The 26949-nt window shown below is 39.0% G+C and carries 25 protein-coding genes; 2 read left to right on the top strand and 23 right to left on the bottom strand.

What is annotated here, in order from left to right; translation table 11 throughout:
- Nucleotides 1–247: 247 nt before the first annotated feature.
- The 16 genes from rpmE to purR all read right to left on the bottom strand — a co-directional run bounded on the left by rpmE (nucleotide 248) and on the right by purR (nucleotide 18065).
- A complete protein-coding gene (gene rpmE, locus ACW6OJ_RS02055) occupies nucleotides 248–448 on the bottom strand; it encodes a 50S ribosomal protein L31 (protein ID WP_293426617.1) in 201 nt (66 codons plus the stop codon).
- 106 nt (nucleotides 449–554) lie between these two features.
- Nucleotides 555–1991, bottom strand: coding sequence for a transcription termination factor Rho (gene rho, locus ACW6OJ_RS02050; protein ID WP_456095656.1), 1437 nt, complete (start codon nucleotides 1989–1991; stop codon nucleotides 555–557).
- Nucleotides 1992–2122: 131 nt separating this feature from the next.
- Nucleotides 2123–3016 (bottom strand): UTP--glucose-1-phosphate uridylyltransferase GalU, encoded by an 894-nt coding sequence (gene galU, locus ACW6OJ_RS02045; protein WP_456095655.1) that lies wholly within the window; start codon nucleotides 3014–3016, stop codon nucleotides 2123–2125.
- 25 nt (nucleotides 3017–3041) lie between these two features.
- Entirely contained in the window at nucleotides 3042–3281 is a 240-nt protein-coding gene (locus tag ACW6OJ_RS02040; RefSeq protein ID WP_293426611.1) for an RNA-binding S4 domain-containing protein, read from the bottom strand.
- A gap of 157 nt (nucleotides 3282–3438) precedes the next feature.
- A complete protein-coding gene (locus tag ACW6OJ_RS02035; RefSeq protein WP_007789649.1) occupies nucleotides 3439–3720 on the bottom strand; it encodes an HU family DNA-binding protein in 282 nt (93 codons plus the stop codon).
- A 159-nt stretch (nucleotides 3721–3879) separates the two neighbouring features.
- Nucleotides 3880–4893 carry an SAM-dependent methyltransferase gene (locus tag ACW6OJ_RS02030; RefSeq protein ID WP_456095654.1) on the bottom strand — a complete coding sequence of 338 codons (1014 nt, stop codon included), beginning with the start codon at nucleotides 4891–4893 and terminating at the stop codon, nucleotides 3880–3882.
- Between the two features lie 4 nt (nucleotides 4894–4897).
- Nucleotides 4898–6520, bottom strand: coding sequence for a putative polysaccharide biosynthesis protein (locus tag ACW6OJ_RS02025; RefSeq protein WP_314495997.1), 1623 nt, complete (start codon nucleotides 6518–6520; stop codon nucleotides 4898–4900).
- 281 nt (nucleotides 6521–6801) lie between these two features.
- The gene (locus ACW6OJ_RS02020; protein ID WP_304195179.1) at nucleotides 6802–7851 is read right to left on the bottom strand and encodes a peptidylprolyl isomerase; all 1050 of its coding nucleotides are present in this window, start codon (nucleotides 7849–7851) and stop codon (nucleotides 6802–6804) included.
- 22 nt (nucleotides 7852–7873) lie between these two features.
- Nucleotides 7874–11272 carry a transcription-repair coupling factor gene (gene mfd / locus ACW6OJ_RS02015; RefSeq protein WP_456095653.1) on the bottom strand — a complete coding sequence of 1133 codons (3399 nt, stop codon included), beginning with the start codon at nucleotides 11270–11272 and terminating at the stop codon, nucleotides 7874–7876.
- 18 nt (nucleotides 11273–11290) lie between these two features.
- Nucleotides 11291–11851, bottom strand: a complete 561-nt coding sequence (gene pth / locus ACW6OJ_RS02010; RefSeq protein ID WP_456095652.1) for an aminoacyl-tRNA hydrolase — start codon at nucleotides 11849–11851, stop codon at nucleotides 11291–11293.
- A gap of 16 nt (nucleotides 11852–11867) precedes the next feature.
- Nucleotides 11868–12530 (bottom strand): prepilin peptidase, encoded by a 663-nt coding sequence (locus ACW6OJ_RS02005; protein WP_456095651.1) that lies wholly within the window; start codon nucleotides 12528–12530, stop codon nucleotides 11868–11870.
- Nucleotides 12521–13585: a type IV pilus twitching motility protein PilT gene (locus ACW6OJ_RS02000; RefSeq protein WP_456095650.1), complete on the bottom strand. Its 1065-nt coding sequence runs from the start codon at nucleotides 13583–13585 to the stop codon at nucleotides 12521–12523. Before ACW6OJ_RS02000 ends, ACW6OJ_RS02005 begins: the two co-directional genes overlap by 10 nt.
- Nucleotides 13586–13771: 186 nt before the next feature.
- Nucleotides 13772–14728: a ribose-phosphate diphosphokinase gene (locus tag ACW6OJ_RS01995; RefSeq protein WP_293426593.1), complete on the bottom strand. Its 957-nt coding sequence runs from the start codon at nucleotides 14726–14728 to the stop codon at nucleotides 13772–13774.
- Nucleotides 14729–14825: 97 nt separating this feature from the next.
- Entirely contained in the window at nucleotides 14826–16217 is a 1392-nt protein-coding gene (glmU, locus tag ACW6OJ_RS01990) for a bifunctional UDP-N-acetylglucosamine diphosphorylase/glucosamine-1-phosphate N-acetyltransferase GlmU (RefSeq protein ID WP_456095649.1), read from the bottom strand.
- A 75-nt stretch (nucleotides 16218–16292) separates the two neighbouring features.
- Nucleotides 16293–16943: a C39 family peptidase gene (locus ACW6OJ_RS01985; protein ID WP_456095648.1), complete on the bottom strand. Its 651-nt coding sequence runs from the start codon at nucleotides 16941–16943 to the stop codon at nucleotides 16293–16295.
- Between the two features lie 288 nt (nucleotides 16944–17231).
- Entirely contained in the window at nucleotides 17232–18065 is an 834-nt protein-coding gene (purR, locus tag ACW6OJ_RS01980; protein ID WP_293435497.1) for a pur operon repressor, read from the bottom strand.
- A gap of 334 nt (nucleotides 18066–18399) precedes the next feature.
- Between purR and murC the strand changes: the two genes are divergently transcribed.
- On the top strand, nucleotides 18400–19761 hold the full coding sequence (murC, locus tag ACW6OJ_RS01975; protein WP_314495973.1) for a UDP-N-acetylmuramate--L-alanine ligase: 1362 nt from the start codon (nucleotides 18400–18402) through the stop codon (nucleotides 19759–19761).
- Nucleotides 19762–19934: 173 nt separating this feature from the next.
- Here the strand turns inward: murC and ACW6OJ_RS01970 are convergent, their stop codons facing one another.
- The 4 genes from ACW6OJ_RS01970 to ACW6OJ_RS01955 all read right to left on the bottom strand — a co-directional run bounded on the left by ACW6OJ_RS01970 (nucleotide 19935) and on the right by ACW6OJ_RS01955 (nucleotide 22742).
- On the bottom strand, nucleotides 19935–20681 hold the full coding sequence (locus ACW6OJ_RS01970; RefSeq protein ID WP_456095647.1) for a hypothetical protein: 747 nt from the start codon (nucleotides 20679–20681) through the stop codon (nucleotides 19935–19937).
- 123 nt (nucleotides 20682–20804) lie between these two features.
- Nucleotides 20805–21683 carry a 16S rRNA (adenine(1518)-N(6)/adenine(1519)-N(6))-dimethyltransferase RsmA gene (rsmA, locus tag ACW6OJ_RS01965; protein WP_456095646.1) on the bottom strand — a complete coding sequence of 293 codons (879 nt, stop codon included), beginning with the start codon at nucleotides 21681–21683 and terminating at the stop codon, nucleotides 20805–20807.
- The gene (rnmV, locus tag ACW6OJ_RS01960; RefSeq protein ID WP_456095645.1) at nucleotides 21676–22230 is read right to left on the bottom strand and encodes a ribonuclease M5; all 555 of its coding nucleotides are present in this window, start codon (nucleotides 22228–22230) and stop codon (nucleotides 21676–21678) included. The genes rsmA and rnmV overlap by 8 nt, the downstream gene beginning before the upstream one ends.
- Entirely contained in the window at nucleotides 22230–22742 is a 513-nt protein-coding gene (locus tag ACW6OJ_RS01955) for a DUF1836 domain-containing protein (protein ID WP_456095644.1), read from the bottom strand. The genes rnmV and ACW6OJ_RS01955 overlap by 1 nt, the downstream gene beginning before the upstream one ends.
- A 374-nt stretch (nucleotides 22743–23116) precedes the next feature.
- On the opposite strand from ACW6OJ_RS01955, the gene trhA reads away from it, so the two are divergent.
- Complete coding sequence (gene trhA, locus ACW6OJ_RS01950) at nucleotides 23117–23767, top strand: PAQR family membrane homeostasis protein TrhA (RefSeq protein ID WP_456095643.1); 651 nt, start codon at nucleotides 23117–23119, stop codon at nucleotides 23765–23767.
- 145 nt (nucleotides 23768–23912) lie between these two features.
- Here the strand turns inward: trhA and proC are convergent, their stop codons facing one another.
- The 3 genes from proC to ACW6OJ_RS01935 form a co-directional block, all read right to left on the bottom strand.
- Nucleotides 23913–24716: a pyrroline-5-carboxylate reductase gene (gene proC / locus ACW6OJ_RS01945; RefSeq protein ID WP_456095642.1), complete on the bottom strand. Its 804-nt coding sequence runs from the start codon at nucleotides 24714–24716 to the stop codon at nucleotides 23913–23915.
- 56 nt (nucleotides 24717–24772) lie between these two features.
- Nucleotides 24773–26251 carry a hypothetical protein gene (locus ACW6OJ_RS01940; RefSeq protein WP_456095641.1) on the bottom strand — a complete coding sequence of 493 codons (1479 nt, stop codon included), beginning with the start codon at nucleotides 26249–26251 and terminating at the stop codon, nucleotides 24773–24775.
- Between the two features lie 471 nt (nucleotides 26252–26722).
- Nucleotides 26723–26949 (bottom strand): hypothetical protein (locus ACW6OJ_RS01935; protein ID WP_456095640.1); only part of this gene is annotated, 227 nt, incomplete at its 5' end.

The following is a 26949-nucleotide window of genomic DNA, read 5'->3' as shown; positions in this document are numbered from 1 at the left end:
GTAAAAAACACTGTGACTTTTCGACAATTTTTTCGTTTTTTAGGTTATCCTTTAGTTTTTAACAATTATATAGAGAAAAGTCCCTTAAATCATTAATGACTTAAGAGACTTTGTCTACGATTTGAGGTCCCTACATTGCTAGGGACCTTTTTGTATAACTTATCAGGACAAAAAAAAGACTACTGCAAAATCTGCAATAGTCCCTTAATACATAAATTCGAATCTAAATATTAATCTTGGTGTAAGATTAGTCCATATTGAATCTCTTCTTGAACTTATCGATTCTTCCACCCTTTTCGATATTCTTCTGCTTACCTGTATAGAATGGATGACACTCTGAGCATATTTCTACTCTTATTTCGTCCTGAGTTGATCCTGCCTTAAATGTATTTCCACAAGCACAACGTACTTCAACTTCATTATATTTTGGCTGTATATCCTTCTGCATGAAATTCACTCCTCTCCTTTATAATCACGAACCTTCCCGATTCTAATAAAATTCAACTCCCTTATTATAACACAATAAATGACTTAGTTCAATAACTTTATAGGCACTATTTAAAATTAATTTGATTAATCTTTTCTATGAATTCCTTGTTATCCTTAGTCTTCTTCATTTCTTCTATTATATTATCAGATATAATCTGGCTACTACCATTAGCAAAAGACCTCCTAAGCTTGTATAGGGCGTCCATTTCTACAGGTGTCAATAGCAGGTCTTCCCTCCTAGTACCTGACTTATAAACGTCTATAGCAGGGAATATTCTCTTTTCTGCCAAATTCCTATCGAGATGAAGCTCCATATTACCTGTACCCTTGAATTCCTCAAAGATGACATCATCCATTCTAGAGCCTGTGTCTACCAAGGCTGTGCCAAGTATAGTTAGGGAGCCACCATTTCTTATATTCCTGGCTGCACCAAAGAACTTTTTAGGTCCATATAGGGCTCCTGGGTCTAGACCACCTGTAAGAGTCCTACCAGTAGGGTTTATTGTCAGGTTGTAGGCCCTTGCCAACCTAGTTATGCTATCTAATAGGATAACTACATCCCTACCATGCTCTACTAGTCTCTGGGCCCTATTTAATACCATTTCAGCCACCTTTACATGGTGGGATGACGCCTGGTCGAAGGTTGAATATATGACTTCTCCATTTATGGATTCCATCATATCTGTAACCTCTTCTGGTCTTTCATCTATCAATAGGACTATTAGGGTTACGTCCGGATAATTTTTGGTGATACTATTTGCCACACTCTTTAGTAGGATAGTCTTACCAACCTTAGGTGGTGCCACTATCATACCCCTTTGCCCCTTACCTATAGGTGCAAAAAGGTCTATTATCCTAGTAGAAATCCCCTCTCTATCAGTTTCCAAAACTAACTTTTCATCGGCATATATGGGCAATAACTGCTCAAATGGAGTCCTAGACCTACCTGTTGATATGTCATCTCCATTTACCTTATATATGTACATCATACCCCTAAAACGCTCATTTGGGTTTTCTGGTTTTACTACACCTGTTATAAAGTCCCCCGTTTTAAGGCCAAATTTTCTTATCTGGTTAGGTGATACATAGGTGTCGTTTTCTGTCGATAGGTAGTTACTTCCCCTCAAAAAACCAAATCCATCTGGTAGAATTTCTAACACACCCTCAGCCTTGTTGTCGTCATTCATTTCTGGAGGAGTCATATATAAGACCCTCTTGTGCTGGCCCTGGCCGTCCTGCTGGCCCCTATACTGGCCTCTTTCTCCACCTGAATTGCTATTATATTTCCTGGTATCTTCGTTTTGCTCTTCTTGGCCCACAAAATTTTCATTATCAGAATCAGCTTTAAGGCTTGAATTGGTTTCTAGCATTGCTTCCCTGATCTTTTCTATCAGACCAGACTTATTATAGGTAGTAACCGACTTAACTCCAAGGTTTCTAGCCTTAACCCTTAATTCTATTAAACTCTCGCCTTTTAATTGCTCAATTTCTCTATCTGTCATAAAGGCCTCCTTACCTTAATTACCTATTAATACACTAATGGCAAAGGCCACGCTTGACACTGCAAACATTAGTGCTATTAAAATAGATACAACCTTATACACGACTTTATTCTTCTTAGCCATCTAAATAACTACCTTTCTTTATTTTCCTTTTCACAGACCTGGTTTAGGTACCTAAGGAATTCATCCCTAAGCTCTGGCTTCTTAAGGGCCGCATCAACTGTAGCCTGTAAAAATCCCAGCTTGTCTCCTAGGTCATATCTCCTGCCCTCAAATACATAGGCATACATATCTTCCTTATCCTTCAATATTTCTAAGGCATCCGTCAGTTGAATTTCCCCATTCTTGCCCGGAGGTATCTGGCCTAGGATATCAAATATCTGTGGCGTAATTATATACCTACCCAGGATAGCCACATTTGATGGAGCCTGGTCCGGGTCTGGCTTTTCTACTAGGGCCTTCACCTTATATATATTGTCCGATAGCTTTTGACCATCGATTATACCATACTTATCTGTATTTTCCTTGTCTACCTCCTGAACTCCCAATATGCTGGCATTATGGGTCTCATAGGCATCTATAAGTTGCTTTAGGCAGGGTGGTCCCTGACCATTGTCCACCATATCATCACCCAACATAATGGCAAATGGTTCATCACCTATAAAGTACCTGGCACAGTATATGGCATCTCCTAGTCCCTTAGGTTCCTTTTGCCTAATATAGTGGATATTTACCATATTTGATATACCTCTCACTATTTCTAGCAGGTCTGTCTTACCCTTATTTTCTAATTCTAATTCTAGTTCTACAGACTTGTCAAAGTGGTCTTCAATAGACTTTTTATTCCTGCCTGTAATAATCAATATTTCTTCAACTCCAGATGCTACTGCCTCTTCTATAATATACTGTAGAGTCGGCTTGTCTACTATTGGCAACATTTCCTTGGGCTGGGCCTTTGTAGCAGGCAAAAACCTCGTTCCTAGACCAGCAGCTGGTATTACTGCTTTTTTTACTACCTTATTCATTATACTTCCTCCAGCTTACAATAAGCTAAACTAATTCATACAATTCCTTGGCCTCGTCCTTTAATACATGGTCTTTTATGTTTGTTATCCTGTATTCGACAACTCTCTCACCAAATGTAATCCTAAGTACATCTCCAACCTTTACCTCTGAAGATGACTTGGCCAGCTTGCCATTAATCTCTACTAGGCCCTTTTCACAAGCCTCCTTGGCTACTGTTCTCCTCTTAATTATCCTTGATACCTTAAGGTATTTATCCAATCTCATACTAAATTTCCTTTTATAATCCTTATTCTTTCTTTTTATAATCTATATTTAAGTTCTTATTCATACTATTATCTATTATACCACACAAGAAAAAAATAGTACTGACAATTTGCACTGTCAATACTATTTTGTAGTAAACTTTATTCAATTCTTTTTATTACTTGTTGTTTACTAATTCTTTAAGACCCTTACCAGCCTTGAATACTGGCGCCTTAGAAGCTGGTATTTCGATAACTTCTTCTGGCTTTCTAGGGTTTCTTCCTGATCTAGCTGCTCTTTCTCTAGTTTCGAATGTACCGAAACCTACTAGCTGAACCTTATCTCCAGCTACTAGAGTTTCTTCAACAACCTTCATGAATGCATTTAATGCTAATTCACTTTCCTTCTTTGTTAAATTACTCTTTTCTGACATCTTTGCAACTAATTCTGCCTTATTCACAATAACTACCTCCTGTATTTATAATTTCACAATAAAAAATGTAACTCACTTTCTAGTTAACAACATTATTATACATAACTTTTGTTCATTTTTCAATATTTTTATACAAATAATTTGTATTTTTTATCTTTTTTTTACAATTTTCAAGTTAAAGACCACTTATTCATGATTAAAATAGGAAAAATATGCCATATTTGCTAGCTCATCTAGGTCGAAATAACCATCCTTACTTCCCAGCTTCGATATAAGGGCTAGGGCATAAATAAGGTTGGATAGGTCTTCTAACATAAGATCAAAGTCCAAATCAAGGTCTTCTTCTGCCTTTTTGCATATACCAACCATCCTATTAAGTATCTCTCCATAGAAATCTTTTGTAGTCTTACTTAGTCCTAGGCCAGCCTTAAGTAGCTTTTCATCTAGCATCCTTAAGGATTCCTCCAGCTCATCCTCCTCAAGTCCCTTTATTAGATCCTCTAGAGACCTGTACCTCCTTCCCTGGTCTGACCTTGCATCAGACTTAGGTATGTATACACTGGTCAGGTGGTCAAATTCATTATCCTGACTATCTAGGTCGTATAGGGCCAGCCTAGTCTTTCTTTCGAGACCCTTTACACCCGCTCCACTTACTATCCATACCTCCTGGTCATCCTGGTAGTATTCCATCAAGGCAAGCTTCACATTTGAGGCTATATACCTATCATATACCTGGGTAACTATTATATTAGCCTGGTCATTTAGGTTGACCTTGTCCATAGTAAAGGCCTCTAGGAGCCTAAAGCCATCTGCTGGGTCGAAGCCCAGGTAATTGTACATGGCATCTATAAAGCTCATAGAAGGTATAATTTCTATGTCTATTCCCTCTTCAAGGGCATATTTTTCAATTAGCCCTACCGTAGACTCGGCCACTCTAGGGTGGCCTGGTACAGCATATACTATATCATTGTCCCTAGCTAGGTCAATTATTTCCCTAGCTATAGATTCATAAACCTCTTCAAAGGCTTCCTTACTATCATAGTATTGATCAAAAGACCTATACTCTATATCCAAAAGGTCCACAATGGGATGTTTCTCAGTTCTTAGGTAGACTGGCCTACCAGATTTCAAGAGCTCCATTGCCCCATAACTTATCTGTGATATATCTCCAGCTCCCAAACCTATAACACTAAGAGCCATAAGCCTAACCCCTTATCAACCTATATTTTTTTAGCTTGGCAAGAAGCTTTTCTCCCTTTGGCATGGCTAGGATTTCTTCCTGAGTAATACCTCCAAAGCCTAGGATACCAAAGATATATACTAGTCCACCTATAGATATAGCTATTAGGGTAGCTATCTTAGGATTCAAGAAAATTGTCATTCCTGTATATGATAGCCTAGCTGCCACGAACATCAACATAACCACTAGAAGTGGCTTTATAAAGAATTCCATCTGGTTGAACTGTAGCTTTAGTGACCTCTTTATGTATATGTATTCAATGGCTGCAGCTATTACATATGATACTAGGGTACCAAAGGCCGAGCCCAGGATATTTATTGATGGTATTGCTGTCAATACGTAGCTTACTATTATCTTACCTACTATACCACATAGAAGGGCCACAACAGGAACCATTGGCTTACCCATTCCCTGCAATATACCGTTAAAGGTATAAAGTAGACCTAGGAATATACAGGCTGGTGACAGGGTAAACAAGATCATACCCAGGGTAACACCTGTCTGCTTTGGGAATAATAGGGCCATTATCGGTGTAGACAATGATGCCAACCCAAAGGCACAAGGTAGTAACAATAATAGGGTAATCTTTATAGCCAGCTTGGCATTGTGCCTTGCATGATCATAGTCCTTCAAGGCATATGATTCTGAAATAGCTGGCACCAAACTCATACCTATTGCTGTAGTAAATACCATAGGCATAGCTATAATCGGCATAGACATGCCTGTCAACTGACCAAAAAGCGAGTTGGCAGATAATAGTGTATAGCCAGCAACCTTAAGTCTCATTATAACTATAACTGAATCAACAACATTTACCAAAGGCATTATACATGCACCTATACTTATAGGAAGAACTACCCAAAGTATATTCTCAACGATCTCACCAGTAGGTTTCTTTATATAGCCAACACTATTAGAAATCATTGCTTTTCTCTTCTTTGTGTCCTTCAGGTATACTAGGACCAAGAATAAGAATGATGCAAAGGCACCTATAGTAGCGCCTGAAATACCACCAGCAGCACCCATCTTAGGTCCAAACTGTTTCATAAGTACATAGGCCAGACCTAGACCTAGAAAGACCCTAAAGACCTGCTCGAATATCTGTGATATGGCAATTCTACTCATCTGCTGGTAGCCCTGGTAGTAACCACGGTAAGCAGACATGGATGGCACAATCAGCAAGGCAGGTGCAATAGCCCTCATGGCTGTAACTGCACTTGGATTATGCTGGACATTAGTAACTATAAAGTCCGCCCCAAAGAATAGGACTATAAACATAACAAGTCCCGTAGCAAAAAGCATAATATGGGTTATCTTGAATATCTCATTGGCCCCCTTGTGATTACCTAGGGCTACCTGTTCGGATACCAACTTGGCTATAGCAGTTGGAAAGCCTGCTGTAGCAAGGGTTAAGAACAAGGCATATACAGGGTAGGCTGTCTGGTAGTAGCCCATCCCCTCAGATCCTATCAAGGATCCTAGAGGTATTCTAAATACCGCTCCTAATAGCTTAATTATTACTCCTGCAGCCCCTAGTATCAGGGTTCCCTTAATAAATTTATTACTTTTTTTCTCTTGTGCTCCCATTATTTCCTCCATAACTTTATTGTCTATACCTATCCAGACTCCTAAGCCTGAAAAGTACCTAGTTCTATATTCAATTTACTTGTAGTCAAACAACTTTTTATACTAATTCAAACTATATTATATCACAGATTATTAATTTTTCTTTAACTGTATAGAAAAACTTTTGTATACATATTAATCTTTTTTCCAAATTCTACATAGGCTTCTATCAGCAGCACAATTAAAAAATAGTCTTGGGAGAAATTAATTTCTCCCAAGACTATTTATATTATTAAATAGACCTACTTATCTGATTTCTTGTCATCAGTCTTCTTTTCATCTGATTTTTTTTCTTCAGTCTTCTTTTCGCTTGAAGCTACTGTATCACCGAAAGGAATATCCTTAATCTTGTCTTCATGCTTTTCAGTCTTAGTTCCCTTTACGATTTCTTCAACTAGTTTCTGAAGCTTTTCACTTGTAAGACTTGCCTTAATTTCAGCCTTACTCTTTTCATAGTCAGCCTTTATCTTCTTGTTAAGCTTGATAATATGGTAACCATACTGTGTTTCTACTATTGGAGATACTTCCCCTTCCTTAAGGGCAAATGCTGCCTTTTCGAAAGCAGGAACCATCTGGCCCTTACCAAATTCACCTAGAGCTCCACCATTTGCAGCACTTCCTGTATCCTGAGAGTACTTCTTAGCCAATTCAGCGAAGTCTCCTCCATCCTTAACCTGCTTGTAAACATCTTCAGCCTTCTTTTTGGCTTCTGCCTTCTTTTCAGCTGAAAGAGGCTTGTTGTTGTCATCTATAGTCTTGATTAAGATGTGAGAAGCATCCACCTTATCTCCTACTGTCTTGAACTTAGCCTTTATCTCTTCCTCTGATGGGGCAGACTTCTTCTGTAAGAATGTTGAAAGACTTGCTAGTGTAGCAGCCTGTTCAGAATACTTGTCCATGAAGGCCTGGTCTAGACCTGCCTTTTTAAACTTTTCCTTTGACTTTGCATTTTCAAAAATAGCCTTGTTCTGCTTTTTGTACTGGCTTAAAATCTTTGAATCTGGCTTTATATTATTCTTTTCTGCATAGCTTAAGTAAACATTAGTCTTTACCATAGACTCAAGAACATTCTTCTTGATAGTCTCTTCGTAGTTCTTATCCTGGGCCTTCATCTGGTCCCAAACCTTGTCACCATACTGCATTTCATACATTAACTTAGTGAACTTTAACTGGTTAGTATATTCTGTCTTTGAGATTCCCTTTCCATCAACAGATGCTACATCATCACTTGAACACGCCACTGTAGATATTCCCACTACTGCAGCTAATAAAATTGCTAATACTTTTTTCAATTTACAATCCTCCTAGTTTTTTTTAATTTTTCTTCATGTTTTGACAAAATCCCTCTAGCATTACCAGCAGCTCCTCCACTATTTCCAGGCCGTCGACCTCGTTGGTCTCATACTTGGTAAGTGGTGCCAGGTCTAGGGTATTTCCTGTCTGCTTTACTTTTTCTATCTTCAACTTCCTACACAAGCTCTTAGCATAAGCTATCTTCAGAAGTGTCCGAGTTTCCTTAGGTATATCTGAAAATCTATCTTCTAATTCCTCCTCTACCTCATACATGTCTTCCTTGCTATCAATAGCAGCGATCTTCTTGTACATCTCTAGCTTGATCATTTCATCTTCTATATAGGTAGATGGTATAAAGGCATTTACTGTTAGATCTATCTCTACATCCACATTTTCTTCAATTTCTTGGCCCTTGACCTTGGCAATGGCCTGGTTGAGCATCTTGACATAGAGTTCATAGCCTATTACAGCCATATGACCATGCTGCTGGGCTCCCAGAACATCTCCTGCCCCTCTTATTTCAAGATCACGCATAGCAACCTTGAAGCCAGATCCGAATTCTGTGAACTCCTTGATGGCCTTTAGCCTCTTTTCAGCGACCTCACTTAGTACCTTGTTTCTTTCATACATCAGGTAGGCATAGCCCTGTCTTGTAGACCTTCCAACCCTACCCCTTAGCTGGTAGAGCTGGGACAAGCCCATCTTATCTGCATCATATATAATCATGGTATTGGCATTGGCTATATCCATGCCCGTCTCAATAATAGTTGTACAGACTAATACGTCAAACTCCTTTGATAAGAAGGACAAGATCGTATTTTCTAGCTGGTTAGAAGACATCCTACCATGGGCAACCCCCACCTTGGCCTCTGGAACCAGTCTCCTAATCCTTGCAGCCATTTCATCTATGCCCTCCACCCTATTATATACAAAGAAGACCTGACCAGCCCTAGTCAATTCTCTCTGGATTTCATCCTGGATAATACTGTCCTTGGCCTCTGTAACATAGGTCATTACAGGGTACCTCTCTTGTGGTGGCTCCTCTATAATCGACATATCCCTTATTCCACTTAAGGACATGTGTAGGGTTCTTGGTATCGGTGTAGCCGATAGGGTCAGGACATCAACGTTGGCCTTAATCTTCTTCAGGGACTCCTTGTGCCTTACACCAAACCTCTGCTCCTCGTCCACAACTACCAGGCCTAGCTTTGGCATGTCTATATCCTTGGATACTATCCTATGGGTACCAATCAATACATCGACGAGTCCCTTCTTAGCATCCTTAATTACATCCTTCTGCTGCTTGGCTGTCTTAAACCTGGACAAGACCTCTACCCTGATTGGGTAGTCTTCAAACCTTTCTACAAAGGTATTATAGTGTTGCTGGGCCAAGATCGTAGTTGGCACTAGGACTGCTACCTGCTTGCCATCCATGACAGCCTTGAAGATTGCCCTAATAGCTACTTCAGTTTTACCGTAACCAACGTCACCGCATATCAACCTGTCCATAGCCTTGCCGGACTCCATATCCCTCTTGGCATCCTTAATAGCCTTTAGCTGGTCATCAGTTTCCTGGAAAGGGAATTTTTCTTCAAATTCAGCCTGCCATAGGGTATCCTTAGAAAACCTATAGCCCTTTCTTGCCTCACGCTTGGCATAAAGGTCTATCAACTCCTTAGTCATATCCTCTATTTCTTTCTTTACCTTGCGCTTGGCCTTGGACCAGTCTTGACTGCCCAATTTATTTAATTTGACCCTTTCTACATCTCCACCTATATACTTCTGTACCTTGTCCATCTGGTCTATAGGTACATAGAGGTTGTCTCCTCCTTTATAAACTACCTTTAGGTAGTCTCTCTTTATATTATTGACACTTATTTGCTCTATTCCAGTATACTTACCTACACCACTATTTTCGTGGACAACATAGTCGCCAATCTTCAAGTCTAAGAAGGAATCTATCTTTGATGAATTTGCCTTGGCTTTTTTCTTGGCCTTTGACTTCTTCCCCTGCTTGTTGGCTCCTAGCATCTCCCTATCAGTAATCACTTGGAACTTGATTGAAGGATACTGAAAGCCCTGGCCAATATTGGCAGCCAAGACAACCACCTGGGATGTCCTTATCTCTAAGTCCCTCTTCGAAGTGTAAATATTATCTATATCATTGTCATTTAGCATATTCGATAGCTTCTTGGCCCTATCATTTGTGGCCGCAGCTATAACCAGCTTGTAGCCAGCATGTCTCAATCTCTTGACATCCTCAACAAACATGTCTATCCTACCACTATAGCTAGGTACCTCCCTAGTATCAATATTAAAGTCGTGCTGGATATTCATATCGTTGACTGGCTTGTTTAAGAGGGAATTTACTATCAGCTTCCTGTCACCCATCCAGTAGATTGAGTCACTCAGAGAATAAAGGAGCTTACCCTGGCCCCTTATGGCCAGTCCCCTCTCAAGGTTAAGCATATACTTGTCCTTGAATTCTGAATGGATATTCTTAAACCTCTCCTTATACCTGGATATATCATCTATAAATATAAGGGCGTCATCTGCCAGGTACTCGAAAAGGCTCTTATCCTGGCCATCATACATATAATCTATATAGTTTTCAAGACCATCAAAATATTCCTTGGCCCCTATCTTTTCCATATTCCTAAAGACATCAGAATCAGTAATATCATTTACCTCAGCCCTGATCTTTTCTACTGCCCCACCTACATCATCAGGATATATAAAATCCCTTGATGGTGTAATAGTAACACTCTTGAACTTATCGATGGACTTCTGTGAGTATATATCAAACTCCCTGATAGAATCTATCTCATCATCAAAGAATTCCAACCGCAACGGAAAGTTGTACATAAGGGTAAATACGTCTATTATACCACCCCTCATACTAAACTGACCAAAACCTTCAACCTTACTGACCCTCTGGTAGCCTAGGTTTATTAGCCTCCTAGCCAGGTCCTGCATATCCATGGTTTGGCCTACCTTTAGCTTGAATATATTGTCCAGGATTATCTTTTTAGGCACATACTTCCTTGTGATAGCCTCTACTGAAGTAACTAGGATTATTTTTTCCTTCTTCAATAGTCTCAAGATAGTCTTGAGGTTTCTGGCATCTGCCTTCCTATCCCTGGCATCCAAGTGGTAAAACAGGATATCAGTCGTAGTTAAAAACTCTACCTTCTTGTTTAGGTATACACTTAATTCATCACATATTTTTTTTGCTTCATATTCTGTATTAGCTATATACATCATCTGCCTAGAGCTATCCTTGAATATGGAATATACCATATTTGGCTTACTCACTGGTAGGAGGCCGCTTATATGTATATTTCCCTCCCCATTTATGGCAGATAGTATACCACTATAATCCTTGTCATTTTTCAATGGGTATATTAGTACGTCTTCCATTTATCTCAACACCACACTTTAACCGTTATACTTATTCATGGCCATGTCTATATCAGTCCTGATGATCTCTTCAACAGTTTTAACTGCCTTTTCTAGGCCTGACCTCATATCATCCGCCTGGTCTTTAGGAACCCTAGATAGGACAAAGTCAGCCAAGTCCCTATTAGGTTCTGGCTTTGATACACCCACCCTAATCCTTGGAAAGTCCTGTGAACCTAAGCATTTAATTATAGATTTCATACCATTATGGGAACCGGCGCTCCCCTTCTTCCTAATTCTTAGCTTACCTATATCTAGGTCAATATCATCATATACTACAATTAAGTGGTCCATGTCCTCCTTATAAAACTGGAATACACTCTGAACAGACTCACCACTTAGGTTCATATAGGTCTGTGGCTTTACCAAAACCACCTTTTCACTGCCTATCCTACCCTCGCCTATCAGGGCCTTGTGCTTTATCTTATCAATCTTAATATCATATTCCTCTGCCAAGATATCCAAGACATCAAAGCCAGCATTATGTCTCGTATGCCCGTATTTTTTACCTGGATTACCTAGCCCCACTATTATATACATTTTTTCTTAATCCTTCCTAAATAAGTTTAATAATCTCATATGTCACTACAAATCCAATAGAAATAAACGGAGTGAAAGCTATCAAACCGTCCCTTTTACTTGAATCCATCCTATTCATTATCATAATCACTATACAATATAGGCCCGCACTTATAAAGGACATGAAAAATACCATTAGGGAGTCTATCAAACCTCCAATGGTTCCAACCATGGTAAATGTTAGTACATCTCCCATTCCTATCCCCCTGGTCACCCTATAAAGCCCATAGGATAAACCAAATAAAAGTATAAGACCTATTATATTATTATAAAGCAATGGCCCAATTTTATCTACATTATTTATATTATCAAGTAAATTTTCTAAAATTCTCAAGCTAAATATAAGTTCGCTAACCAATATACCTCCTAAAATATCAATATCATATACCCATCTAGTCGCAGCATCAACTATTGAAATAGAAATCAAAAATGGAAATATAAAAACTAGCCTGCATATGTATAAAAGAGAGTCAGGACCATGGATAGGAATCAAACAAATATTGTATATAATACCTAGGGATACCAAGACAAGTATAGATATTTCTTCTAGCTGGCCTAGCCTTATACCCCTGTCCTCTAGTAACCTGATTGTCAATAGGCTTATCAATAAACCACTAATCCCAAAATATACTAGCCCCATAGTCCATAGCCCTCCTTGGCCTTGCCCCTCTTTTTCATAAGGTAGTCTTGGTCTATGGCATGGTCTAGTAGACTGTCTAGGCCTATAAGCTTGGAATCATATAGGGCTAGTAGGTTCTCATCCATAGACTCCATCCCCCTAGACCTATTTGTAAGTATATAGTTAGCAAGCTGGTCTGTCTTGCCCTCCTTTAAGATATTGGCCGTTGACTTGTCGCATAGGAGGACCTCAACCACCAACCTTCTTCCCTCACTAGTTTGTATCAATTGCTGGGACACTATTCCCCTTAGGACCATGGCCAGCTGGGACCTTACCTTTGACTGGTCTTCAGGGTCAAACATATCTATCAGCCTCTCCACACTAGCCCCTGCCCCCAACGTATGTAGGGTACAAAAGCACAGGTGGCCAGTTTCTGCCGCCCTCATAGCAATTTTAACCGTTTCTTGGTCTCTTACCTCTCCAATCACTATCACATCTGGGTCCTGTCTAAGTGAGTACTTGAGGGCATTTTCAAAGGAAGCCGAATCTAGGCCTACCTCCCTTTGACTGATTATAGACCTCTTATCTTCATGATAGTACTCTATAGGGTCCTCAATACAGATTATATGCTTGGCAAAGTTAATATTTATATATTCTACAAGGCCGGCAAGACTACTGGACTTGCCAGACCCCGTTGGCCCTGTTATCAGGACTAGACCACTGGTCATCCTGGCAAAATCAGCAACAACCCTCGGTAGACCCAGTTCTTCAAGCGACCTGATATGGCTGTTTATCCTCCTTAATACCAGGCCAATACCTGACCTCTCCATAAATAGATTGCCCCTAAATCTCGTCTCTCCAAGCTCCATGGAAAAGTCGACCTCTCCACTATCCTCTAGCCTATCCAATAGTCCCCCCTGTCCCAGGTCCTCCATAAGACCTACTATATCCTGGCCTGATACCCACTTGTCAGTCTTTACTATTGTTCCAGCCTGCCTTAGGGCCATCCTCTTGCCCTCTCTGATATGTATATCCGAATAGTCTAGCCCATCCATTCCCCTTAGATAGTCAAGCATTTGTATCTCCTCCTTATTATCACATCAGTTACTCTTAATCTTATGTACAAAAGAAGCAAAATATAAAGGCCAAAGTTGCTTTTAAGACCAGGCTCACTCCTGAATTTTTGCAAACAAAAAAACTCAAGCTAGCTTGAGTTTTTCTGTTGTTGTTATGAATTTTTATATTTCAAAAATAAACTGATACTAGAACAGCTTACTTACTGAATCACAAGTATAAATCCTGTTGATGGCATCTGCAAATACATCTGCTACTGACATGACTTTTATCTTATCTATCTTCTTTTCTTCTGGAAGTTCTATTGTGTCAAGAACTATCAATTCTTTAATTTCTGAGCCTTCTATTCTTTCTATAGCTGGACCTGACAATACACCATGCGTACAACATGCATATACGTCCTTGGCACCAAACTTCTTAAGAGCATTAGCTGCATTTACTATTGTACCAGCTGTATCTATCATATCGTCAAGTAGGATAACATTCTTACCTTCTACTTCACCTATAATATTCATTACCTCACTTACATTTGGCTTAGGTCTTCTCTTGTCAATTATAGCAATTGGCACTTCCTTGCTAATGTTGTTGGCAAACTTTCTAGACCTTGTAACACTACCTAGGTCTGGAGATACAACTACTAAATCGTCAATTGATAGTTTCTTTGAGAAGTAGTCAGCCAATATCTTTCCACCCAATAGGTGGTCAACTGGAATATCAAAGTAACCTTGAATCTGGCCAGCATGTAGGTCCATAGTAAGAACCCTATCTGCACCTGCTGCCGTAATCAGGTTGGCTACTAGCTTAGCAGTGATTGGATCTCTTGCCTTAGCCTTTCTATCCTGTCTAGCATATCCATAGTATGGTATGACTGCTGCAACAGTTCCTACAGATGCCCTCTTAAGTGCATCTATTAATATTAATAATTCCATTAAATTATTATTTACAGGACTATTTGTAGACTGGATAACGAAAACATCACAACCTCTAATAGTCTCATTAATTGTAACGGCTATCTCACCATCACTAAATGTATTGACCTGACAATCAACTAGCTCTACTCCTAGCTTACCCGCAATCTTGGCAGCTAACTCCTTAGACGCGTTACCAGCTATAAGCTTCATCTTATGGCTATTGTAACAACTCATAATACACAAACCTCCTAAAGTAATACTTAACTTATTTTTACACTCTATCCTATATTATAACATATTCTCTATGTTAATTCATCTATTTTTGCCTATCTTATTTATCTTTCTTTGGAGAGTTTTCAGCGTCTCTTTTTCTCTTTTTTTCAACCCAGCCCGGTTTTAGCTCCTGTCTCTTTCTAGCTATAGCAAGACTACCAGCTGGTATATCATCTGTAATAGTAGATCCCGTAGCTATAAAGGTATCCTCTTCAACAACTACTGGGGCAACTAGGTTCGAATTTGAACCCACAAAGGCATTGTCCTTTACTATAGACCTAAACTTATTTTTGCCGTCATAGTTAACAAAGACAACTCCACAACCTATATTTACATTCTTTCCTACTTCAGCATCGCCTATATATGAAAGGTGAGATGCCTTTGAACCATCACCAAAACTAGCATTCTTGACCTCAACGAAGTCTCCAACCTTACAATTATTACCTATATCTGCCTTTGGTCTTAGGTAGGCAAATGGGCCTACATTTGTATTATCACCGACCCTGGCATCTATCACTTCAGACTTCTTGACACTTGTATTGTCACCTATTGCAGAATTTTCTATACTAGTATGTGGCCCTATCTTGCAGCCAGAACCAATCCTAGACCCCTTAGTCAGCATACAGCCTGGTAGGACTATAGTATCGCTTCCTATTTCAACGTCTGCATCTATATATGTAGACGCCACATCTATAATGGTTACACCATTGACCATGTGCCTTTCATTAATTCTTTTCCTCATTGTAGTTTCGGCCTCTGATAGCTGCAGCCTGGAGTTTACACCCATCAATTCCTCGATGCTTGCACCATTGTAGGCACCTGCTAGACCACCAGCATTTCTGATAAGCTCTATAGTATCTGGAAGGTAGTACTCTCCCTGGGCATTGTTGTTGTCTACCTTAGCCAAAGACTCCTTAAGGAACCTACCATTGAAGCAGTATATACCTGAATTAATTTCCTTAACTGCCCTTTCCTCTTCATTGGCATCCTTCTGTTCAACTATCCTTACCAACCTATCCTGTTCATCTCTTATAATTCTTCCATAGCCAGTAGGATCATCAACTGCTGTAGTCAATACAGACACTGCATATCCACCCTCATCATGGAAGACAAAAAACCTCTCCAAGGTCTGCGCTTCAATTAGTGGGGTATCGCCACATAGGACCATTATAGTGTCCTCTAGTCCCATATATTCATCAGCCATCATAACAGCATGACCTGTTCCTAGCTGCTCTGCCTGTACAGCTATTTTGACATCCTCTCCTACTACTGCCCTTACTTCATCTATGCCATGACCTAAGACAACCACTGTCTCGCCTACACCAGCAGATCTAGCTGCATCAATAACATGGTTTACCATTGCCTTACCGCACACCTGGTGAACTACCTTAGGATGAATGGACTTCATCCTTGTACCCTTGCCAGCCGCTAATATTATTGCCTTTTTCATATTATATCCTCCGTCACTTTTAGTTAATAATTATTATATCATATATTGGGCATTTTTATCCCTATTCTAGCATATTTATTCTAAGACAAGAGCCCTTTGTCCCATCTCTATGTATAGCCTTGCAAATTCTAGGAAGTTGACCTTCCTGTAACCCCTAATTGGGTCTACTATATTGACCATACCCTTGTCCACCCCATTTACTACAAGGCAGTGTAGGTTCTTGTAGAGCCTTTCCTCTTGACCCTTGGCATCCCTATAGGTCCTGTCACTATAGGCAGGAGACTGGTCATCCAAGGTATACCATACTGCTACCGGCTTTTTCTTAAATATCACGTAATTAAGTATGCCAAAGGGATTAGTCCCACTTATATCTTTAGCCTGCCTTGACACACCTTGGGCTGAAAAATATGCATTCGCACAGGAAGCAAGTGGGCCTGGATAGCAATAGAAGCCTCCCTTGCTATAGGGGCTTCCTATATAGGCCTTGTTTGGGTCTCCATTACTATAGCTTGACTTGGCTAGGTAGGACTCAAGTGTCTCATTTGACACATCAAAGCCCTCATAATTCATCAACATTTCCAAGGCCGTAACCTCACATCCATTTGGCATATTAGGGTACTGGTAGCTGGCCTTTACATTTAGGTACCTCGTTGGCACCAGGTAAAAGGCCCCAGCCGCCACTATTATAATTAGTGCTAACAACAAAAGCTTTCTAATAAATTTCATATTCTATATCTCTCCTACTTACTTTAAATTTATGACTTTACATACACAACTATAGCTCCTTTAGAATTTTAAGACCCTCTTCACATGAGTCAAAACTAAATCAGTATGTAAGCTTATATTCCTGATATTTACTGAGTATATTTAATTAGTCTATACCTTCTATATAAATTAAAGCTTAATCGGATGAATTTTTCCAAAAAAATAGGGTCCCACCTGTCCTCGTCAAATAGACAAGACCAGGTAGAACACCAATAAACTTCTATTTATTTATGTTAAAGCCCTCTAGGACTAAACCTCTGGGTGATATTCAGAGTTAAAGGTCTTTAGATTAGGATATACTATTACCTCGTTATTTGCAGTATCTAGCTCCAATAGTGAAATATAGTTGGAAACTAGCTTGTTTTCTGGGTGTATCGTAGAGATAAATACCCCCGTTCCCACTACCTCAGCATCAAATTCCTTCATTAGCTCGGTCATACCCTTTATAGTACCGCCGCCTCGCATAAAGTCATCTATAATAATAACCTTGCTACCTGGCTTTAGGGCCTTACTTGGGAGACTCATTGTCTCTATCTTTGAAGATGACCCTGTCACATATGTCATGCTAATAGTTGGACCTTCAGATACCTTGGTATTCTTCCTGATTATAACAAGCGGCAGGTTCATAGCCTTGGCAGTCATTAGGGCCATAGGTATACCCTTAGTCTCCATAGTAACTACACAGTCAGCCTCACTATAGTCTATATTAGAAGCAAAGATTTCACCGATCTTGTAAACAACACTTGGATCATATATAAGGTCAATCAAGTATAAAAATCCACCTGACAGGATACGACCCTCTTCCTTTATCCTGTCGCATAGCTGATAAAGGAACTCTTCGTTTTCTTCCTTTGATGTCTTCGGTATATACTTTACACCACCAGCAGCCCCAGATATGGTTACTACCCTTCCTAGCTGAAGCTTTTCAAATACATTTTTGACCACAATAAGGTCCTCGCTAATCGTAGACTTTGCAGCATTAAACTGGCTAGTGAAAAAGCTTAGGGTAAAAATCTTGTTTGGATTGTCAGATAGTATCTTTACGATAGCGCCAATACGCTCATTTCTTTTAAATTTATTCATGATTCCTCCATTTCTATATAGTTATCTCTTGTTTTTCTTAAGTATTCCCTTTTATATTCACGGTAAAACTTTATATATTAAATTTCCCTTACTGAACAATTTGTTTTGCACATATCAAACTAGCACACACATACCCTTTATGGTATAATGTAGCTATTGGAATAAAAACTTTATTTTATTTACAATATACATTATACGGTTTCTAGGCTAGACAATAGCACAAAAAACCAGATACATAGTGAACGTTCCTTAATTATAACATATAAAACGTTCATATTGTATATTTTAGATAAATATTTTTAGAGTTTTTTAAATAAGGAGAGGTGACACGTACATGAACATACATTTTATAGGTATAGGTGGCATAAATATGAGTGCCCTAGCAGAAATTTGTCTAAATAAGGGCTACAAGGTATCCGGCTCTGATGCCCAGGATTCCTACCTACTAGACCATCTTAGGAGCCTAGGAGCTACTATATATGTAGGTCAGAGCAAGGAAAATATATCTAGTGATATAAATATGGTAGTCTATACCGCTGCCATTTCTGATGATAATGAAGAGCTAGTCGAAGCTAAAAACAAGAACATACTATTGATAAACAGGGCTGCCTTTTTAGGCCAGATAATGAGAGAATATAAAAACTCTATAGCAGTTGCAGGTACTCATGGTAAGACATCTACTACTAGTATCCTATCGACTATCTTTGACTATGCAAAGACTGACCCAACTGTCCTGGTTGGCGGTAACCTTAGTACCATCGGTGGTAATGTTAGGATTGGTAACTCTAAGCACTTTATAACTGAGGCTTGCGAGTATGTGGATAGCTTTCTTAGCTTTAACCCTTTTATAGGAATTGTATTAAATATTGAGGAGGACCACCTGGACTATTTTTCAGGCTTAGATGAAATCAAGGCATCCTTCAATAAGTTCGGTAAACTCCTACCCGAAGATGGCTACTTTATCATAAATGGCGACAATGAAAATTCAAAGGATATCGTATATGATGTTCGTGCAAATATAATTAGGTTTGGTCAAGGTCCAGACAATGATGCCATCATATCTGATATTAGGTATGATGAAAACGGCTTTGCCATTTTCAACCTAAAATACAAGGGTGTAAACCTTGGTGGCTTCCACCTTTCTGTATACGGTCTACACAATATCTATAATGCTACAGCCGCTATATTAGCTGCCATAGTATCTGATATAGACATAGACACTATAAGAAATTCAGTTTTGGAATACCATGGTGTTGGTAGAAGGTTTGAGAAGAAAGGCTACTATAATAATGCCCTGATAATAGACGACTATGCCCACCACCCAACTGAAATTAAGGCTACATTGGCTGCTGCAAAGAACCTAAGGGATAAGAAGCTTTGGGTTGCCTTCCAGCCTCATACCTACTCTAGGACAAAGAGTCTCTTTAAGGAGTTCTCTGAAGCCTTCTATTCAGCAGACAAGGTAATACTTACAGATATATATGCTGCTAGAGAAAAGGACCCTGGTGATATCTCATCAAAAGACCTAGCTCAGAGCCTATACCAAAAAAATGTAGATGCCATCTATCTACCTACTTTTGATGATATAGTTAACTATATCAAGGACAAGCTAGGACCAAATGATATCTTTATCACTTGTGGAGCCGGTCCTATAAACAGGGTTGCAGAAGCTCTGTTAGACCTAAAGGACAAGTAGTCAGTATCCTCTAGTGTAAATAAATTCATAAAAATATAGGGTAGCACTCATAAGAAATCCCTTCTTATGTTGCTACCCTTTTTGTATTCTTAATACTATATAGGTTTTGTCTCCATACTTATTCCTTTTACCTAGTCATTGTCTGGATATTCCCCATATTGCTTTTCCATTAGCTACTTGAAAACCTCATCGTGCAGGTAGTTATATAGCTCCGGATACACCTCATAGTAGGCTATATTATCACCACATGTAACCTTTATAAAGTCCTTACCCATAGTTTGAATATAAATCTTTTCACCAGATTTTTCCATCTTTATAGTATAGTTGTCCTTTGACTTCCTAAACTCCTTTTCAGGCTGAATCTTACCAACCTCTCTCTTATAGAGAATCTTGTAAATTAGGTCATCCTTCTTCCATGGCCAAACCTTCTTGGATTTATCACCGTGGTAGAGCCTGATAGACCCCATATTTTCCTTGTTGGTAATAAAGTCTACAGACGTATATATTAGCTTCCTGTACTCTGACTCAAGCTCAGCCTTCATAGAAACTGGCACCTTGTAGTTTTCTACCCTCTTACCACTTGTAATTACAAAGTAGTTGAAGTCTGTCTTGAAGTGTAGGTTGTTGTCTGTATAGCCCTTGTTGCTGGTCTTAAAATCATCGTCTAGGTTCCTAACCTTGACGAAAACCTCAGCCTTCCTCTTAAACTGCTCAAGAGTTTCTCCACTGATCTTAATATTTTCAGTTTCCTCATTTGATATATATATTTTCTTGGATTCCTTGAACCTAACTAGGAGGGTCTTCTTGGCATCTTCAGCCTTTTTTGCCTCCATAGCCTCTTGGGTCTTGGTCTTCTCCCCACCAGTGTCTACACTCATTATGTCCATGGTCTGACCCTTGTCAATATTAATCCTAGCCATCTTAAAGGAAATACTATACAAGAGCATAAATATTAATATAACCACTACTACACGGACTATAATATTCAGTTTGAGAAATATTCCGGCAATCCAATTAAATAGTCTTTTTATTAGCGTCCACATCTACTTAAGCGTCTCCTTTAACTTATTTCCTATAACATTAGATAGGATGGCAAACTCATCAAGGCTTAGGGTCTCACCCCTCCTCTTAGGGTCTATACCAGCTTCCTCTAGGGCCTCCTTAACCATATCCTTGGACAGGTTGCCCATACTGGCAATAGAATTTAGTAGGGTCTTTCTTCTTTGACCAAAGGCTGCCTTGACCACCTTGAAAAATAGGTCTTCACTATCTACCCTGTACTTTCTTTCAGGCCTAACCCTCAAGGCTATGACTATAGAATCTACATTCGGTTGCGGTACAAAAAGGTGTCTAGGAACCTTGGCTACAATTTCGGTATCACAATAGAACTGTACTGCTACTGATAGGGCCCCAAAGTCCTTACCACCAGGTTGGGCATTCATTCTTTCAGCCACCTCTTTTTGGACCATAACCACTATGTCAGTCACATTTATATCCTCTTCCAAAAATCTCATTATAATCGGAGTAGTAATATAGTATGGTAGGTTGGCTACTAGCTTTACTGGTCCACCATCTAGGTTCTCATCTATAAGGCCCCTTATATCGGCCTTTATTATATCTTCATTTACTATCTTTACATTTTCAAAGTCTCCAAGTGTATCTGTCAAAATAGGTATCAGGTTCTTGTCTATCTCAACAGCCATCAGGGCCCCTGCCCTAGATGCCATCTCCCTAGTCAAGGTACCAATACCTGGCCCTACCTCTATAATCTTGTCACTAGGTCCTATTCCAGCCCCAGCAACTATTTTGTCAACTATATTGTCGTCTATCAAAAAGTTCTGGCCCAGGGACTTTGTAAATTTGAAACCGTGTCTCTTTACAAGGTCCATAGTTGCACTATGAGATGATAGCCTATTATTCATGGTCTCCACTCCCTTCTGCGTACTCCTTCAAGGCCTGGTCGAATTCCTTCCTTGTAACACCGTAATTATTGAGTCTGCTCAAAAACTGCTTGGAATTACCATAGCCTATACCCAATATCCTGCCAATCTTGTCCCTCTTGTGAGATGATTGGTCCCCACCTATAAGGCCATTCTTCACCAGGTCTATATTAGAAAACTCCTTCTTGTCAGTCTTTATTTCAGTCCTAACCTTGGCCAGGGCTGCTAGTATACTTTCCGGACTGGCATTTTCTATACCAATATCCCCATCCTTGATGGCCTCTTCCCTTGGCAAAAATGCATGCTTACAGCCCTCAACCTGGTCGCTTATCTTCTTCCTAATCCTTTCACCTGCATAGTCTGGGTCGGTAAAAATGATTACCCCCCTCCTAGCCTGGGCAGACTTTATCCTCTCCATTACCCCCTTTGGAAAACCAAATCCCCCAGTGGCAATGAGTTCACAATCCAGGGCCCTCTTTACAGCCCTAATATCGTCTCTACCCTCAACTACTATCACTTCTTTTATCATTAGTCTATTTCTCCCCTAATTATGGTCCTTGCCGTCTCACTCAATAGGTTTGAATAGTAGCAAAGCATCAAGACATCAAAAAGCTTGTTTTCTCTACCTACAAGCCTCTCATCTCTTAGGTCTCTTATAATCGGTCCCATGGCATCTAGGAGACTATCATTCATAAATGGCTTTTGATCTATATATAGGCTATAGGCCTCCTCTACATCCGAATCTCCTACCAAGTCCCTTATCTCTGTCATACTTATGTCCCTCTTTAAAAGGCAGGTTATCACTATCATAAGTATGTGCTCCTTGGTATATTTTTTCTTGACTGCAGGCTTTATAACCCCACTCTTTGCATAGTTGTTTATCATGGTCTTAGTCAAGGCCTGCTCCCCTTCATTATATGGGAAATACTTATTAAATAGGGTCAAGACCTGGTCCATGTAAAGATCTATTTCCGGCACATCTTCTAGCCTGATATCAATCTTTTCTGTCAAGTCTTTGATTATATCTTCAATCTTGTACATCTTACCACCATCCCTATCCTTCTACTCGGTCAATCGCCCTAGCTTTTATAAGTATCGACAACTTTTACACCCAACTTACTTTTACTAACCTATTTTTTTACTGACCTGTTTTTCCTAACTCGCTTTTTCTAACCTATCTTATATCTATACTTACTGCTATAATCTTTTCTATAGCCCTTTTATCAAAAAATCCTAGTCTTGTTGACTGGCAAAATTTTTCATGCAGAATATATTATACCATGTATTTACAAAAAATTGTAAATCAATAGCTAGAAATCATCAAAAAATACTTGTAAATATTCAATATAGAGTCTATAATATCATTATACATAGTTCCTAATACTACATATATTTTAGATTTGAGGTGAAAATACATGTCTACAGTAAAATTAAGAGACCCCATAAGTTCTATCACCCACCTAATCGGGGGTGGACTATCTATCGTAGCCCTAGTTTTATTAATATTAAAGCAGGTGCTGGGTCCATCAATAAATTATGCTTTATTCGTTTCAACTATACTATTCGGTACATCCATGATTCTTCTCTACTTTACCAGTGGTATCTATCATGCCATTAGTGCTAAGAAAGAAAAATTGGTCTTGTACATGAGAAAGCTAGACCACTCAATGATATATGTCTTGATTGCAGGCTCCTACTCACCATTTTGCCTATACGTCCTTCCTAAAAAGACTGGTATACCTGTGTTTGTAATCATGTGGCTAATTGCCATAGCGGGTATTCTCATGAAAATACTTTGGATAAATATGCCTAGGGTCCTATCTACTGCCCTGTACATAGGTATGGGCTGGGTTGCAATCTTTGTAATTAAGGACCTCTATATCAACCTAGTTGGACCGGCATTTTTCCTCCTAGTACTCGGTGGCCTACTCTATACCATAGGTGGGGTTATCTACGCAATTAAAAGGCCCAACATCAAGAATTGGAACTTTCATGATATATTTCATATCTTCATAATGTTGGGCTCACTGGCTCATTTTTTACTAGTATTTTTGTTTTTAATATAGTTTTGATATAGATATGAGGAGGCTGTCAACCCAGCAAATGGGGACAGCCTCCTTTTCATAGTATATATATCTGTATATTAATCTCTCTCAATCTTCTATATATCCGTATATCCTCTTTTTTATCTTCTATAGGTCACATATTAACCTATCTTTCCTGGCTCATCTCCCTGGACCTCTTTACACAGGCTAACTGCCCCTTAATGACAGCATTTCTAAGCCCATTCTCCTCTAGAACTTCTACTGCCCTAATTGTAGTTCCTCCTGGTGAACAAACCATATCCTTCAAGACACCCGGATGTAGGCCCGTCTCCATAACCATCTTGGCAGACCCATATACAGCCTGGGCAGCGAACTGGTAGGCCTGGTCTCTTGGCATACCAGATAGGACCGCCGCATCTGCCATAGCTTCAATAAACATAAATATATAGGCCGGCGAAGATCCACTCACACCTATAACTGCATCCATCATAGACTCATCTATAAGCTGGGTCTTACCTATACACTTAAAAATCTTATCCACTTCCGCTAGGTCGTTATCTGTAATTTGGTCATTCTTTACTAGGGCTGACATGGCCTGTCCAACCATGGCCGGTGTATTTGGCATGGCCCTGATTATCTTCTTATCACTACCAACCATTTCTTCAAGGTGGTCCATAGTAAGACCTGCTGCCACTGAAACTAGTATCTTACCGTCCAAAAGACCTACTAGCTCCTTTAAAAGGCCAGCTAGCTGGTAGGGCTTGACTGTCAGGATAATTATATCTGCAAAATCAACCACTTCTCTAGCATCCAAGCTAGTCCCTATCCCATATTGACTGCCTATCCTATCAAGTGTCTCTTGACTACGAGCGACAGCCCTTATATCTTTGCTAGTTATTAGGCCTGACTTCAGGATTCCACCTATCATGGAGGACCCCATATTGCCTGCCCCTATAAAACCTAATTTCATACCTTCCTCCTATGTAAGTAGCTACAGTTCAATAATTTTATATTAGCAATAAATTATTAGTAGCCCATTTGATAAATCCTATATCCTAGACCAGGACCTAGATTTATCATTTCGTAGCTTTTTTCATCTACCCCATTTTCTATGACTATAACTTCCTTGAACCTATAATCTACCTCTACCATATAGGCCTTATCTATGGTATTAAGTCCAACCTCAAATTTGCGTTCATCAGGCCTTATCGACAATAGCTTGGCCGAAAGAACATTATCTATAAAGGTATCCTCTACATCATGCATACTCTTGAACATCTTAGAATAACCATCCCTATAGTCTGGTAGCATAAGGCCTTCTTGCCTCTTGTCCCTGACATTCTGCAATTCTACAAATTTCCTTATTATACCTTTATCTCCCAACTTTTCTAGCTCAGCAGCCTCCTTGTCATGGGCCATCTTAGTCTTTACCCAGTCCTTATATTCAACCTTAAGCAGGTCTTCTAAAGTCTTGCCATCGAAAGATTTCGCATTTCCATAAAAATCCTTGTAGGCTCCAACAAGCTTATCTCCAGAAAATACTGCTACTAGATAGGGATCTTCTGCCTTAGGTCTCTTTTGATTTTCTTTATTTAGTCTATACCTTTCAAAACTCAAATCCTGTCCCAAATAAGGTCCAAGTCCCTCCTTAAAATCTGTCTTTTTTAAAAGGTCATCCACATAGGCAAAATAAAGGTTTGACCTATCGCCATATGTTGACTCTTCAAGCTTATTCGGAAGCTTTACATCCACATGACTAATCCTATACTTGATATATTCACCCTTGTCCTTTACATATTTGTCCAGGTCTTTTGACAAGGGACCCTTGTCCATACTGTCCCTCATAACGTACCTTATATACCCTAGGTCTTTTTCTGTCAGGCCATAGACCGCACCCTTTTTATTTACGACGAAGTATGAATTTTCCCCTGAACCAGGTTCAACCACTAGGTCTACCTGGTCTCCTGACTTATTCTTGAAGCTGATACTAGACTTTTGTTCAACATAAGTCTTTATAGTAGCATCTTTATAATATTCATTCTTAGATTCCTTGATATCCTTGAGTAAGCTGTCTACAATAGACTTAGCAGGACTTAACTTTAGCCGTTTGGCTACAACTTTCTTCCAAGCCATAGCATCCTTGTAGTCTTTGGAGTCCTTTTGGTCTTTTTTTCCAGCCCCCATAAGGATATCCGCAAAGACCAAGATCTGACTCTTAGTTTTCATATCAAAGACCTTTTCTATGATAAGTATATCATTCCTTTTCTCATCATGCCCACCGATTTGCTCATCAAGTGTAAACTTGATAGAATCAATATCCTTAAGACCTACAAAGTCTTCCAGGGCCTTTAGATTTTGCCTATTTTCCTTATCAGCCTCCTGACTTTGACCTACCTGATTGAACATATCGTCCTTGGAGCTCTGGCTTTGACAAGCGACCTGTGACAGGCCCAAAGACAATAAAAGTACTGAAATAGCCAGTTTTTTAGATAGATTCAACTCCATATTGCTACCTCCCGTCAGTAAAATATGATTAAACTCGTCCAATTACATTCTATACCAATTACTACTTTTATTATATCATGTATAAGTAATTTTCAGAAATATATATTTTTTAAAAATATTATTGAAAATAAATAAAATTCCATCTATCTTATAAAATAGGAGAGTTGGAATTTATCCATACTCTCCTTAGAACTAATAGCTTAAAAATTTCCGTATATTTAATTATCAATATATAACTCATATATTAATTGTATAGCCGATTATTCATTGTAATATAACTTTTTGTATTGGTCTGAGTGTATCAATAAACTTTCATGATTTCCCTTATCTATGACCTTACCATCGTTTAGGACGTAAATATTATCTACATCCCTGATTGTAGATAATCTATGAGCAATTATTACTACTATCTTATTATTCGAATATCCTTTTAAATTTTTTATTATTTTTACACACATATTTAAAATATCCTTAATTAATTTTAATTGCTTTTATGATCCTATTTATAAGTACATAAGCAATGGTTCCTGATGCAAATACTAATAGTATATAAAAAAGTACGTTTTTATACGGAACTGTAAAGTATATGTCAGCACTTAAGCCCTTCAAAAGTGCCCTCTCCTTCCAAAAGTCATAAAACTTATACGCATCTATCGTACAATAAAGTATTCCTATCAGTAACCCAGGAACTATTAGTA

Source organism: Peptostreptococcus sp. (assembly GCF_977045075.1).
The sequence above is the reverse complement of the archived record's forward strand: the minus strand, read 5'-3'. Positions and strand labels throughout refer to the sequence as shown.